The 13,463-nt window shown below is 68.7% G+C and carries 10 protein-coding genes and 3 pseudogenes; 8 read left to right on the top strand and 5 right to left on the bottom strand.

The window, feature by feature from the left end; genetic code table 11:
• Positions 1-332: 332 nt before the first annotated feature.
• Both C3B71_RS16995 and C3B71_RS16730 read left to right on the top strand, forming a co-directional pair.
• Positions 333-1,565, top strand: a pseudogene (locus C3B71_RS16995) (IS3 family transposase); the annotation flags it as partial.
• A 13-nt stretch (positions 1,566-1,578) separates the two neighbouring features.
• Positions 1,579-1,710, top strand: a complete 132-nt coding sequence (locus tag C3B71_RS16730; RefSeq protein ID WP_267896293.1) for a hypothetical protein — start codon at positions 1,579-1,581, stop codon at positions 1,708-1,710.
• Between the two features lie 496 nt (positions 1,711-2,206).
• Here C3B71_RS16730 and C3B71_RS13410 read toward each other — a convergent pair whose 3' ends face one another.
• From C3B71_RS13410 to C3B71_RS13400, 4 genes and pseudogenes are all read right to left on the bottom strand, one after another.
• Positions 2,207-2,860, bottom strand: coding sequence for an ISAs1 family transposase (locus C3B71_RS13410; RefSeq protein WP_234415928.1), 654 nt, complete (start codon positions 2,858-2,860; stop codon positions 2,207-2,209).
• A gap of 4 nt (positions 2,861-2,864) precedes the next feature.
• Positions 2,865-3,047 carry a hypothetical protein gene (locus C3B71_RS16585; protein ID WP_234416333.1) on the bottom strand — a complete coding sequence of 61 codons (183 nt, stop codon included), beginning with the start codon at positions 3,045-3,047 and terminating at the stop codon, positions 2,865-2,867.
• A 1-nt stretch (position 3,048) separates the two neighbouring features.
• Positions 3,049-3,123, bottom strand: a pseudogene (locus C3B71_RS16580) (hypothetical protein); the annotation flags it as partial.
• A gap of 199 nt (positions 3,124-3,322) precedes the next feature.
• Positions 3,323-3,523 (bottom strand): hypothetical protein, encoded by a 201-nt coding sequence (locus C3B71_RS13400; protein ID WP_146752423.1) that lies wholly within the window; start codon positions 3,521-3,523, stop codon positions 3,323-3,325.
• A 94-nt stretch (positions 3,524-3,617) separates the two neighbouring features.
• Here C3B71_RS13400 and C3B71_RS13395 point away from each other — a divergent pair, with 94 nt between their 5' ends.
• Positions 3,618-3,773, top strand: coding sequence for an integrase (locus tag C3B71_RS13395; RefSeq protein WP_108968738.1), 156 nt, complete (start codon positions 3,618-3,620; stop codon positions 3,771-3,773).
• 39 nt (positions 3,774-3,812) lie between these two features.
• Positions 3,813-4,142 (top strand): annotated as a pseudogene (locus C3B71_RS13390) (ISAs1 family transposase); the annotation flags it as partial.
• 885 nt (positions 4,143-5,027) lie between these two features.
• On the opposite strand, the gene C3B71_RS13385 reads toward C3B71_RS13390, so the two are convergent.
• Positions 5,028-6,401: an ROK family protein gene (locus tag C3B71_RS13385; protein WP_146752424.1), complete on the bottom strand. Its 1,374-nt coding sequence runs from the start codon at positions 6,399-6,401 to the stop codon at positions 5,028-5,030.
• Positions 6,402-6,774: 373 nt separating this feature from the next.
• On the opposite strand from C3B71_RS13385, the gene C3B71_RS13380 reads away from it, so the two are divergent.
• The 4 genes from C3B71_RS13380 to C3B71_RS13365 all read left to right on the top strand — a co-directional run bounded on the left by C3B71_RS13380 (position 6,775) and on the right by C3B71_RS13365 (position 13,460).
• Positions 6,775-8,265 (top strand): MFS transporter, encoded by a 1,491-nt coding sequence (locus tag C3B71_RS13380; protein WP_108968731.1) that lies wholly within the window; start codon positions 6,775-6,777, stop codon positions 8,263-8,265.
• Between the two features lie 123 nt (positions 8,266-8,388).
• A complete protein-coding gene (locus C3B71_RS13375) occupies positions 8,389-10,677 on the top strand; it encodes a glycoside hydrolase family 3 N-terminal domain-containing protein (protein WP_199912519.1) in 2,289 nt (762 codons plus the stop codon).
• 45 nt (positions 10,678-10,722) lie between these two features.
• A complete protein-coding gene (locus C3B71_RS13370) occupies positions 10,723-11,751 on the top strand; it encodes an alpha/beta hydrolase (RefSeq protein ID WP_108968729.1) in 1,029 nt (342 codons plus the stop codon).
• A 68-nt stretch (positions 11,752-11,819) separates the two neighbouring features.
• A complete protein-coding gene (locus C3B71_RS13365; protein ID WP_108968727.1) occupies positions 11,820-13,460 on the top strand; it encodes a family 43 glycosylhydrolase in 1,641 nt (546 codons plus the stop codon).
• The last annotated feature ends 3 nt before the right edge of the window (positions 13,461-13,463 follow it).

The following is a 13,463-nucleotide window of genomic DNA, read 5'->3' as shown; positions in this document are numbered from 1 at the left end:
GGCCTTGCGGATCCTGACGGGTGTTGCGCAGCAGCGGGCCGGCCTTCGTGGCGCTCTTGCCACGCAGTTGGTCCTTGGCCCTGGCAGGGGCGAGATAACGGTCAATGGTCGCCGCGCTCATCGACACCCGGCTCACGCCGCACCTGGTGGCTGTATCGGTCCTGACCGTCTACGAGCTCGCCCGCGCCCCTCCAGCAGGTCCAGCAACAGCGGCATGGACACCTTCAAGTATTTGCCGCAACTCCCCCGCCGCTGGCCGCCCACACGCGCTGGAGGACCTTGAACTGCACCGGGTTTGATGGAGGCAGTGAACGCACGGAAGGATCACTGTCATGAGTGCTCAGAGGAAGTATCCCGAGGAGTTGCGGGAGCGGGCCACCAGGACGGCTGTGGAGGCCCGTAGGGACCCCGAGAGGTCTAAGGGGGCGAACCTGGAGGATCGCCGATGAACTGGGTGCCCCGCCCCGAGGCGCTGCGCACCTGGGACACAGGAGGGCCGAGGTCGATGCGGGCGCCCGGCCGGGAACCACCACATCCGATGCCGAGCGGATCCGGGGGGCTGGAGAAGGAAGTACGCGAGCTGCGCAGGGCTAACGGGGATCCTGCGCAAGGCGAGCGCGTATGTTTGCCCGGGCGGAGTGTGAGGCGCCGCTAGAGGTCACCGGTCTCATTCATCGACGGGCAACAAGGCGGACCTTGGGGCCTGTGCCGATCTGCCAGGCGCTGGCTAGCGCCGGTGTCAAGATCGCCCCTACCCGTCCTGCCGGGCCCGCAAGTCCCGTCCCCCCAGTGCCAGGGCGGTGCGCGGCCAGGCTCTGAAGGCCGAGATCGGGCGGGTGCATGAGAACAACTACTGCGTACTGGGCGCAAGGAAGATGCATGCGATGCGGGGCCGTCCCGAGGAATCCGCCCGGCACGGCCTGGGGCATGTGGCCCGCTGCACCGCGGAGCATCTGATGCGGGACATGGGCCTGCACGGCCACCGGCCGCGCCAAGTCGCCCAGGACGACCCGGTCGGCTCCTAAGGAGCAGTGCCCGGCGGACCTGGTCAACAGGCACTTCAGCGCTTTCAGGCCGAACGAGTTGTGGGTGGCGGACATTCCCCCACTACGTGGGAGGTACCCCCACCTACGTACGCACCCTGTCCGGCTGGGTGTACGTGGCCTTCGCTCGCCGACGTCTACTCCCGGCGGATCGTCGGCTGGCAGACGTCAACGAGCTTGTACACCGACCTGGCCCAGGGGCGCCCTGAAGATGGGTATCTGGCAGCGTAGGCGCGAAGGAGCCGCCCTTACCGGCCTGATCCACCACTCCGACCGGGGCGCGGCTGTACCGGGCGATCCGTTACGGGCAGGCCCTGCTCGGACTGCGACGCTGTGGCCACGGTGGGCTCCAAGGGCGACTCCTACGACAATGCGCTGGCCGAGGCCCTCAACTCGCTCTATAAGGCGGAGCTGATCCGAAACCGGCACTACCTCGACTCCCACGGCCCCTGGGAGGGCATCGAGGACGTTGAGCTCGCCACCGCCCAGTGGGTGCAACTGGTCGGGCACAGTCCGCCCTCACTCCGCCATCGACATGCACGCCCCGATCGAGCACGAGCAGGCATACACCCCACCACCAGACACCACCGACACCGCCGACGCGCAGACGTCGGCGAGCAGACCACCAGCCAACCAACCCCAGCCGGCAACCACCGGCGCCAGATAAAACAGCCTCCACAAAACCCGGGGCTTGACACCAATTCCAAAAGCCCCTGCCCGGCGGGTGCATCCACCCGGGCGGGGACCGGTGCGCCGGGCATCAGACCGAGCCCCCTTTTTTTCTCCAGCACCACCAGCCCCGCCGCCTGCTCCGTCACCGTACGGGTCAAGCGGTCGATCTCAGCCCTGGCCTGCTCAAGCTCGAAATCACGAGCCGACTTGCCCGACGAGCCCGGACGCGAGGCCGACAGCGCGTCCAGGACGCCTTGCCTGGCGACCTGCCGCAGCCTCACGATCGTGGAGCGGCCCCGCCCCGGCCTCGGACGCGGCCGCCCCCACCGTGACCTCCCACCGGCATCAACCGTACGTAGATCTCATACTTGGGCGAAGGCGACAAGAACACCTTGGCCCGGCGCCCCCCAACCCCTCGTCGTGCCAGCATCACTGCTCATCGCGCACCCTCCTCAAGGTGTCACGAAGACCCTACCCATGCGGTCTGATCCTCAGCCCAGAACCGGACACGAACGCTGAAGCAAATCATAGGTCACGTCACGTACCCAGTGAACACGGTTTTCGATGCCCCAGTGTCCGCGGGTCCAGGCGGCGATCTGCTCGGGCTGGGCGTCGGTCATGGGTATGGAGCAGATCAGGTAGACGACCTCGGTGGTGCGCTTGGTGGTGCCGGTACGGGTGTGGGTGGTGCGGGTGCGGCGTATCTGTAGTACTTGGGCGGCGCCGGGAAACTCGACCCACTTGGGTGCTTGTACGGCTTTGATGGTGCGGCGTACCCGCCGCCCATGGGAGGTGTCCACCCCGGTGACGGCGGGGACGCCCTTCCAGGGCAGGGCCTTGAGCTTCGCTCGCAGACCGGGCTGGTTGTTCTTGACGGTCAGCAGGTAGTCGGCGCCGTGGGAGATGATCCACTCGGCCGTGCCGGTCTGGGTGTGCAGTGCGTCAGCAGTGACCACGGCGCCGGCCAGGTCGTGGGGTGCCAGCAGGTCTCTTAGGGCGGGTATCTCACTGGTCTTGTCGGCCACGCGCTGCTGAGCCACCACCGCCCCGGTGCCCTGGTCAAGGGCGGACAGCAGGTGCGGCGCACCACCACCACCATCACCGCCATTCCCGTCTCCGCTGCTGTTGCTGCGGGCGCCGCGCATGGTCTCACCCGTCCACTGCTATCACCCTGCGTCCGTCGATGGTGCCGGTGCGGGTGAGCATCCACGAGGTGATACGAGTGTCCAGATCGTCGGCGTCCAGGCTGGCAAGGGTGCGGCGGATCGCGGGGCTCCGACGGCAGCCCCCGGTCTTGCGGTAGCCCCAGGTCGGCCAGCTCTCGGGGTTCAAGGTCGCGGGCGTGCTCCCAGATCGCCAGCAGGGTCCGGCACCCGGCCAGCACCCCCACCGCCGCCAAAGCAAGCACAGCGTCCAGGCGGTGGCGAACCCCGCGCCGGCACCGGGGGTCGGGAACACTCTTGAACACTCCGGTCAGGGGCTGGCGCGACAAGGCAGAAGTGGGGGATGATGGCACAGCGGCGCGACCTTCCGTGATGATGTTGATTTAGCACCACCTATCGTCACCGGCGGGTCGCGCCGCACCCGCACCAACACGCCGAAAACCCCTAACAACCCACCATCCAGCCAACAACTTTGCCGAGCCCCTGGGCTTGCAGGCGGCACTCCACCAGCGCCTCGTCAGGCGTTATCCGCTGACCGGTCACGGTCAGCCCCAGGGCGTCCAGTTCCAGGAAACTAGCAAGATCAGGGGCGGTGAAGGTAGCCTCGGTAATGTCGAGGTCTCTGTGATCGGTAGTGTCTAGCAACCACCAATTATCGGGGACCTCGACCCACACCCACCACCCCGACACGCGCGCCCGCACTACCCCACCACCACACCCTCAAACCGGAAGAGCCCGTATGGTCTACCTCACCCGGAGCAAGGCGCTAAGGGATGTGGCGGCGTGGATCGAATTGACCTATGATCAAAGGCGTCTGCATTCGGCGATCGGGTACCGCACACCCAACCAGTTCGAACGCGAACTATTGCAGGCCGCCACCCCGAAAGCAGCCTGACAAACACACAACAACCAAGAGTCCAAAAAACACCCAGCACTCCAGTCCAGGCGCACCACACAGGTCGTCTACCTCATCTGCTCTGTTCCGATGGAGGACGCTCAGCCCGAGACTGTTGCCGCCTGGATACGCGGACACTGGGGCATCGAAAACCGCGTCCACTGGATACGGGACGTGACCTATGACGAGGACCGCCACCAGCTGCGCACCGGCTCCGGACCCCAGGTCATGGCCATCCTACGCAACCTGGCCATCAGCCTAATCCGCACCACCTACCACGACCCCACCACCACCACCGGCATCGCCTCAGCCAACCGGGCCATGACACGCAAACCCAGCAAAGCCATCAGACTCCTAACAACCCCCTAACCACACACCGACTTTGTCGAGCCTCTGCGCTGGGTGCACTGCAGCACCACCTGTGATGTGTTGCAGACAGGATGTTGTGTGAAAAACACTACTGCTTAGCACTGAACGGTGAGATAAACTGTATTAGTGGATTGTCTCAAAGGTGTCCAAGTTGCCACGGTTGTGTATACGACGCGAATACGGTGATAGTGTTTTCCTCCGCTGTTCCAGTGAGATTGAAACCAGACTGTTTCGGAGTAGCCAGGTACCCAGAAAGTCGAATAGGAGTGTGTGCAGACATTGGATCCTCGGCGGAAACCGATTGAGCTAGTAGTGAGGTACTCCGAGTCCGAGAGTGTGTTAGCCTGTGCCGGAGCGGCGGTCATTGCGGTGAGCCCGAAGCACAGGGTTAAGGCTGCAACCGCTGCGTAGAGTTTTGATTTGATGACCATCTTGGCCTCCTCGGGGGCTTGTCAGGGAACGGGGTGAGTTAGATCCTCTGCCCAGGTTTACGTTGGGCCGCTCGTCGTCGTGGCGAACTGCCGATGTGGAAAGTATTCCACATCTTCGCCCTCGGGTCGAGCTGTTCGACAACGTTCATCTCGGATGAGATCGGCGGTTCTCGAGTGTGAGCATCGTCATGTTTGCCCGGATGTTGAACCTACGGAGGCTCAGGCAAGTTGACAAGGGAGGCGGTGTTCGGCGGATGTTCGACAAAGAAGCGGGGGGACGCGCACCGGGGCCATGGGCGTAGCAGGTGGCGCGCATAGTCCGATTGGCGCGGGTCGGCAGCCGCGAGGCCGGGTCGGTGTGGTTCGTGACAGCTCGCGGTCTCGGTGTGTTACTGGTGCCGGTCTCGGTGAATGGGGGGCTGGAACTGGGGTGGCGGTTGGAACTGGGAGGGGGTCACGCGTCCTGGCGGCGGTGGGTGACCAGCTCCTGCACGCCTACGGGGGTGCCGTGGGGCAGCCAGATGTGCATGACGTGGGCGGACAGGAGGCGATCGGTGACCATGCGGCACGCACCCTTCAGCGCATCGTCCGTGTTGCCCATGCGCACGCGCAGGCGCTCGGAGGTGGCCGGCAGGACGCGACGGCGCAGAGCCTGACCGACCGCGCGGGAGAAGAACTCGCCGGCCTCGGCCACGCCGCCGCCCAACACGACCTCCCCGGGGTTGTATGTGGTGGTCAGTACCGCCAGCACCACGGAGAGTCGGTCCGCGGCCTCGGTCAGCAGTCGCATGCACACGGGGTCGCCCTCCGCCGCGCCGCGGAAGACGTGTTCGCAGCGGATGCCTCCGGATTCGTCGAGTCGGCGCAGGTAGGAGGAGCGCTTCAGGGCCTGTGGGGTCACGGCCGCCTCCTCCATGGCGCCGCCGGAGAGCGTCGTCTCCAGGCACCCCTTGCGTCCGCAGCGGCAGGCGCGTCCCCCCGATCCCGTCATCTGGATGTGGGCGATCTCCCCGGAGGCCGCTGCGGCGCCGCGGTGCACCTGCCCGCGGGAGACGATGCCCATGCCGAGCCCCAGGCTGAGGCGGACATACAAAAGGTCCTGCGGGGCGCCGATGCGCTTCGCGGCGGCCAGCGCCAGGACATTGACCTCGTCGTCGACCCAGACCGGCAGGTCCAGCGCCTGTGCCAGTCGGCTGCGCAGCGGGAAGCCGGTCCAGCTAAGGGTGTCGGAGGCGCCGCCGGTCCTGGCCGTAGCCGGGGCGATCAGACTCCCATCGCGAAAGTCCACGGCCGTCGGGATGCAGGCGCCCACGCCCCAGGTAGGTGGAAGCTCGGGGTGGCGGTTGCGCAGTGCGGTCAGATGCTCCAGGGCGTGCCGGGTGACTGTCTGCGGATCGCTGAGAATGCCCTCCTCCCAGCTGATCCGATCGAGAATCGCACCGCTCAAGTCCGTCAGTGCCGCGGTGCTGGAACGGTAGGAGATCGACAGGACCAGGATTGTGGCCGCGGACGGATTGAAGCGCCACATCTCCGGGGCGCGCCCGCCGGTTGACACGCCCCGGCCGGCGGGAGCGAGCAGCCCGAGCTCGACGGCGGTCTTGAGTCGCCGGTCGACGGCGTTCCGGCCCAGCGTCAGGGTCTCGGACAGGTCAGCACGGGAGACGCCTTGAGGATACTGGCGTGCCTCGGCGATGAGCTCCGCCAGTTGGGAGACGTGGGCGAAGGAGGGGGCGCGGAGCGGGACTGGTGTGCTCGTCTTTGTACCCCGGGCTGGCGCTGAGGTGTCGGGCGGCTGCACGCCTTCGTGCTGGCTGTCTCGAGGTGTCACACAGGCAGTGTCCGTCCCACTTTCGTATGCGTCAACCGGAATGATGGCAACGATGCCGCGACTTATGCCTCAATCGTGCGAAACTTGAAGGCGGTCGATGTGACCCCAATACCTGGCTGTCAATGTGCTGAGGGTTTGTTTACCGTGGGTATGGCAGCTACTGCGTCGGGGCTGTGAGCGGGATGGTCGTGTGAGTGTCGAAGGCTCCACCTTATGCACGGGCAGTGCGGAAGGAGGGGGCGGTGTGCTTGTCGCCCGCGGCTGCCCCGCGTTGACTGTAGCGCAGAACGCAACGAGGTGCGGACGTCGCAGTCCCTGGCCTCGGGAGTTCCGGGCAGAGCAGCCCGCACTTCGCATCACAGAAAGGCCCGTCATGACGACGCAGTCTGCGGCACCCGCCAAGACGGGGGCCCAGGTCCCCCTCAAGGAGAAGATCTCCTATGGCTTCGCCGAGTTCGGCTCCCAATTCATCTGGACGACCGTCGGTAACTACCTCATCACCTTCTATACCGACATCGCGCTCATCCCAGCGGCAGCGGCGGCGAATATTCTGCTCGTCGCCCGTGTTCTGGACGGCATCCAGGACCTCGCCTTCGGCTACGTGGCCGAGCGTACGAAGAGTCGCTGGGGTCGCTTCCGCCCCTACGTGATCTTCGGCGCCCCGTTGCTGTCCATCACGATGATTCTGGCCTTCTGGATGCCGTTCCACGGCGGCAACGGCGCCAAGATCGCCTGGGCGGGTATCGCCTACGTGCTCCTGTGCTTCTTCTACACCGTCGCCAACATGTCCTACGGCTCACTGGCGGGTGTCATGACCACGGATTCTGGTGAGCGCGTCACCCTCAACTGGATTCGCAATATCGGTTCCCAAGCCGCCGGGCTGATCCTGGACGTGGCCACACCCTTCCTCCTGGTTTCCCTAGTAGCCTCCGATGCTGCCAAGGACCGTGGCTTCGACAACCGCTCCTACTTCCTGACGATGCTCATATTCGCCGTTATCGCGTTGCCTGCCTTCCTCATCACGGGCCTCAACGTTCGCGAGCGCATCACCATGACGGCCGAGCAGCAGAAGGTTCCCTTCACCCGGACCGTGAAGGCGGTCGTCACCAACGGTCAGCTCATGGTCGTCTTCTTCGCGCTGCTGTTCCAGCTCTTCGGCCTCTTCGGTCGCATCGGCATCATGTTCTACTACTGCCGCTGGATCCTGGGCAGCCCGCTCCTGATGGCGGGGGTCATGCTCGCCTTCCGAATCGGCACCATCATTGGCAGCGTCACTTTGCCGCCGTTCGCACTCAAGCTGGGTAAGCGCAACATGATGATGGCGTCGGTACTCTCGGGAGGCATTTTCCTCCTGCTCATCTTCTTCTTCGGGCAGACGAACCTCACGGTACTCCTCGTGCTGCAGTTCCTTTACGGCCTGTCAGGCTTCGCGGCGCCGATCGCCCTGTCCATGGTGCCGGACGCCGTCGACTACTACGAGCACAAGACCGGCGTCCGCGCCGACGGCACCTCCTACGCGACCGTCTCACTGTCCACCAAGTTCGCCAACGCGATCGGTGGCGCCGCCGCCCTGTACATCATGGGCTGGTTCGGCTATGACGGGGCCCTTGAGGTGCAGAGCGCCAGCGCGCTAACCGGCATCAACATCGCCGCTAACCTGGTGCCGGCCATCATGGCCTTCCTCGCCTTTGTCCCGCTCCTGTTCTGGAAGCTGGACACGAAGACGATGGCCAAGATCTCCGCCGAGCTCGAGGTCAAGCGTGCCGCCCGGGCCGAGGCCCTCGCCGAGGGGGTAAGCCGAGACGAGGCCGAGCGCCTCGCCGAGGCGGCCGAGCGCGCCGCCGAGGAACGCGGCGAGATCTAATTACGCCGCGGGCGGGTGCAGGCGGATGATCGGCCGCAGGGCCGGCACCCTCCTGCGCCCGCCCGACCCAGTCAACGCCGCACGACCATCCACCCGCTAACCCGCTCAACGAGGAGCCCTCCCGTGACCGCCGCCCCCGCCGCCAACCACCCAGCCACCAGCCCAAAGAGCCCCGCCGCACAGCTCACCGACGCCCAGCGCGAGCGCATCGAGTCCATCCTCGCGTCCCTTACCTGGGAGGAGAAGCTGGCGCAGGTGCAGGTCACCTTCAAGATGACCACCGAGGAGTGTCTGGAGGCGGCGCGTGCCGGTATCGGCGCCCTGTTCTGGCCCGGCAACGCGGTGGATACCAATGCGATCCAGCGCGCCGCGGTGGAGGAGACCCCGCACGGCATCCCCCTGCTCATCGGCCTGGACGTTATCCACGGCCAGCGCACCATCTTCCCCACCCCGCTGGCCATGGGCGCCTCCTTCTCCACCGCCGTCGCCCGCTCCTGCGCCGCCGTCTCCGCCGCCGAGGCCCGCTCCGGCGGCGTCACCTGGACCTACTCGCCCATGGTGGACGTCGCCCGCGACCCGCGCTGGGGGCGAGTCGCCGAGGGCTTCGGCGAGGACCCCCTGCTGACCGCCGAACTCGGCGCCGCCATGGTTGCGGGCTACCAGCACGAGCGCCTGGACGAGCCCGACACCATGGTGGCCACCGCCAAGCACTTCATCGGTTACGGCGCCGCCGAGGGCGGCCGTGACTACAACACCGTGGACATGTCCGGCCAGCGGCTCCACTCCGTGTACCTGCCGCCCTTCGCCGCCTGCGTGGACGCCGGTGTCGGCTCCGTCATGGCCTCCTTCAACACCGTGAACGGCCGCCCGGTGCACGCCAACCGCCGCCTGCTCACCGGCCTCCTCAAGGACGAGCTCGGCTTCACCGGCGCCATCGTCGGCGACGCCTCCGGCGTGGAGAACCTCATCCCCCACGGGGTGGCCGCCGACCTGCCCGACGCCGCCCGCATGTCGCTTTCCGCCGGGCTCGACATCGAAATGGGCGGGCACCTGCACGACCCGGACGCCCGCCCCGACCACCCCGCCCTCCTGGACGGGGGCGACCCGGCCCTGGTGGCGCGCGTCGACGACGCCGTCCGCCGCGTCCTGGCCCTCAAGCTGGCCCTCGGCCTGTTCGAGAACCCCTACACGGACCCCGCCGCCGAGATCACGGCCCCCACCCCGCAGCACCTGGCCTCCGCCCGCGCCGCCGCCGAGAAGTGCCCTGTGCTGCTCACCAACGACGGTTCCCTACCGATCGCCCCCACCGCCCGCCGCATCCTGCTGGCCGGCCCGGCCGCCACCCACACCGACCACCTGGGCGCCTGGGTGCAGCACTTCGCCGCCCCACCCACCCGCTCACTCGCGGACGCGCTGGCCGCGGCCCTGGAGGCCCGCGCCGCCGACGCCGGCACGCCCGCCCCCGAGCTGACGGTGCTGGGTGGGCAGGACCCGCTCGGCGTCACCGGGGAGGAGGTCGACGCCGTCGCCGCGGCCGCCGCCGACGCCGACCTGGTGATCCTCGCCCTGGACGAACCCAGCCAACTCACCGGCGAGGCCACCTCCCGCGCCGACCTGCACCTGCCCGGCGACCAGGCCGCCCTCGTCCACGCCGTCGCCGCCACCGGTACGCCCCTGGCCGTGGTGCTCGTGGCCGGGCGCCCGCTGGTCGTGGAGGACTGGATCGAGGAGCCGGGTGCCGTCCTGGCCGCCTGGCACCTGGGCACCACCGGCCCGGAGGTCATCGCCGACGTCCTCACCGGCGCCGTCAACCCCTCCGGTCGCCTGCCCATCGGCTTCCCCCGTCACTCCGGGCAGCTCCCGGCCACCTACGACGCCCACGAGAACACCGGCCGCCCCGCCACCCGCGGCGGGGAGATGGTCAAGCCCGTCTTCGACATGGGCCTGGACGGCCCCGCCAACCTCCAGGAGTTCTTCACCTCCAAGTACCGCGACCTGCCGCTCGGCCCCCGCTTCCACTTCGGCCACGGCCTGTCCTACACGAGCTTCGCCTACCGCGACGCCGCCCTTTCCCGCACCACCATCTCCCGGGCGGAGCTCGACGCCGGCGCCGCCGTGGAGGTCACGGCCGCCGTCGCCAACACCGGGGAGCGGGACGGTGAGGACGTGGTACTGCTGTTCACCCGCGACGTGCTCGCCTCGCTCGCCCCCGCCGTGCGCAGGCTCGCCGGCTTCCAGCGCGTCGCCGTCCCCGCCGGCGGCAGCCAAGCGGTCTCCTTCCGGCTGGACCGCAGCCATCTGGCGCTGTTCGGCGACGACGGGGAGGGCTGGCGCGTCGAGCCCGGCGACTTCGAGATCCGCCTCGGGGACGACCCCGACGCCGATCCCCTACTGCTGACCGTCACCGACTGACCCCGCGCACAAGCACCTGCAAGCACGTACGAGGAGGTACGACCCATGCGCTTCAACTCACCCGACGACCCCGTCGTCGTCACCGAGAGCCCCGAGAAGGTCGGCCGCGTCGCCGGCATCCACGGCGAGCGGATTCACGTCCTGGACGGCCTGCCCCAGCGCGGCCCGGAGTGGACGCCGGCGGTGATGGCTCAGGCGGACCGCTACGACCTACCCGTCGAGCCCGTCGACCTGCCCGAGGTGGCCCGCCGGGACGCTGCCGCCCCCGGCCCGCACGGGGACGTGCCCGTGCGCGTGTACACCCCGCACGAGCTCGCCGCCCCCGACGCCGCCGGCCGCCGCGGCGCCGTCGTCTGGATCCACGGGGGCGCCTTCATCTTCGGCGACCTGGACACCGCCGAGGCCGACCACACCGCCGCCCGCCTCGCCGACGCCACCGGGCTGCCCGTCGTCAGCGTCGACTACCGGCTCGCCGTCGACGGCGTCACCCACCCGGTGCCACACGACGACTGCTGGGCCGCCTACCAGTGGGTGCGCGCCAGCGGGCACGGACTGCCCACCGACCCGGCCAGGGTGGCGGTCGGCGGTGGCAGCGCCGGAGCCTGCCTGGCGGCCTCCGTCGGCCTGCACGGCCGCGACGCCGGACAGGCCCCCGCCGGCGTCTTCCTCGCCTACCCGCTGGTCCACTACCCGCTGCCGGGGCCCTCCGTCGAGCTCGCCGCCGTCCTGTCCACCCTGCCGCCGGTGCTGCTCGGCCCCGAGGGTGAGAACGACGCCCTGATGGCCCAGCTGCTGGGGCCGGAACTGACCGGCGTCGAGCACTTCGACTACGCCATGCCCGGGAACGCCGAGTCCCTGACCGGCTACCCGCGCACCTACATCGAGAACTGCGAGGCCGACGAACTGCGCGCCTCCGGGGAGCGCTTCGCCGAGCAACTCGCCCAGGCGGGCGTCGATGTGGAGCAGCACACCGTGCCGGGGGAGACCCACGGGCACCTGTCCGTGCCCGGTCTGCCCACCGCCAAGGCCACCTGCGCCCACTTCGCCGCCTTCATCGGCGACGTGCTGCGCTGAGCTCACCCCACCTCCCCCGACCACCCGCACGCTGTACACAACCGCCGTCGCACCACCGGAGTAACCAAATGACCACCACAGGCATCCCGTCCGCCGCCCCCGCCTGGGGGCGTGGCATCGAGAACCAGCGCCGCGCCAACCTCGGCGACGGCACCTACCGCAACCCCGTCATGGGTGGGGACTACCCCGACCCCACCGTCCTGCGGGTGGGGGACCGGTACTACCTGACCTACTCCTCCTTCGAGTCCAGCCCCGGCATCGTGCTGTGGCGCTCGGAGAACCTGGTGGACTGGGAACCGGTCGGCCCCGCCTGCCCGGAGCCCTGGGGCAGCGTCTTCGCCATCGACCTGGTTGAACACGCCGGCCGCTACTACATGTACATCCCCTTCATGCCCACCTCCTGGTCGCGCGTGGACGCCCCCACCATCGCGGTGATGTGGACCGACGACATCGAGGGGACCTGGCACGGGCCCATCGACCTGGGCCTGCGCGGCTACATCGACCCCGGGCACGCCGTGGGCGAGGACGGCGAACGCTACCTGTTTTTGAACGGCATCGACCGGGTCCGGCTCACCTCCGACGGCCTGGGAACCGTCGGCGAGGTGGAGCACGTCTACGACGGCTGGCACTACCCGGATGACTGGGTGGTGGAGGCCTACTCCCTGGAGGGCCCCAAGCACGTGCAGCGGGACGGCTGGCACTACCTGGTCTCCGCCGTCGGCGGCACCGCCGGCCCGGCCACCGGGCACATGGTCATCGTGGCCCGCTCCCGCAGCATCGACGGCCCCTGGGAGAACATGCCCACCAACCCGCTGGTGCGCTGCACCGACGCCGCCCAGCCCTGGTGGTCCCGGGGCCACGGCACCCTGCTGGAGGGACCCGGCGGGCAGTGGTACGTCATCTACCACGCCTACGAGCGGGGCGCGCAGGGGCTGGGTCGGCAGATCCTGCTGGAACCGGTCGACTGGACCGACGACGGCTGGCCCGTCGCCCGCGGCGGCGACCTCACCGCGCCCCTGCCCCTGCCCGGCGGCGGCAGCCAGCAGCGGCCCCACGGCGTCGCCCTGTCCGACGACTTCCACGCCCCGGCCTGGGGCTGGCGCTGGACCTTCGACCGGCCGGGTGTCGACGAGACCGCCCGCGCCGCCTTCACCGAGGCGGGCCTGGTGCTGGCCGGGAAGGGCCAGGACCCGGAGTCGGCCTCACCCATGACCGTGCGCGCCCCCGACCGCTCCTACCGGGTGGAGGCCGGCATCGAACTGCTGGACGCAGCCCGGGCGGGAGAGGACGGCGGCCCGCAGACCGGAGCCGCGGAGGGCTCCGGCGGTGAACCGGGCACGTCCGGCGGCTCGGAGACCCCCGGGACGACGGCGGGCCTGCTGCTGTTCTTCAACCACCGGCTCTTCCTCGGACTGGAACTGGCCGCCGGGCGCCTGCAGGCGTGGACCGGCGGGACCCGCACCTGGGGGAGTCAGCCGCTGCCGGAGGGCACCCGCGCCCTGGAACTCGCCCTGGAGAAGCGCGAGCACATCGTGCAGATGTACTACCGCAGCCCCGGGCAGACGGAGTGGACCCACTACCCGCTCACCCTGGAGTGCTCCGGCTACCACGCCAACACCGCGAACGACCTGGTCTCGCTGCGGCCCGCCGTCTTCGCCGCCGGACCCGGCAGCGTCCGCATCACCGACTTCCGCTACCGGGCCCTGTAAGGG

Source organism: Actinomyces sp. Z16 (genome assembly GCF_003111765.1).
GTDB lineage: Bacteria > Actinomycetota > Actinomycetes > Actinomycetales > Actinomycetaceae > Actinomyces > Actinomyces glycerinitolerans.
The sequence above is the reverse complement of the archived record's forward strand: the minus strand, read 5'-3'. Positions and strand labels throughout refer to the sequence as shown.

Coding starts and splice junctions, on each gene's coding strand:
- C3B71_RS13365 (WP_108968727.1), top strand. CDS start 11,820: ATGACCACCACAGGCATCCCGTCCGCCGCCCCCGCCTGGGGGCGTGGC.
- C3B71_RS13370 (WP_108968729.1), top strand. CDS start 10,723: ATGCGCTTCAACTCACCCGACGACCCCGTCGTCGTCACCGAGAGCCCC.
- C3B71_RS13410 (WP_234415928.1), bottom strand. CDS start 2,860: ATGCGCGGCGCCCGCAGCAACAGCAGCGGAGACGGGAATGGCGGTGAT.
- C3B71_RS13395 (WP_108968738.1), top strand. CDS start 3,618: ATGGTCTACCTCACCCGGAGCAAGGCGCTAAGGGATGTGGCGGCGTGG.
- C3B71_RS16730 (WP_267896293.1), top strand. CDS start 1,579: ATGCACGCCCCGATCGAGCACGAGCAGGCATACACCCCACCACCAGAC.
- C3B71_RS13380 (WP_108968731.1), top strand. CDS start 6,775: ATGACGACGCAGTCTGCGGCACCCGCCAAGACGGGGGCCCAGGTCCCC.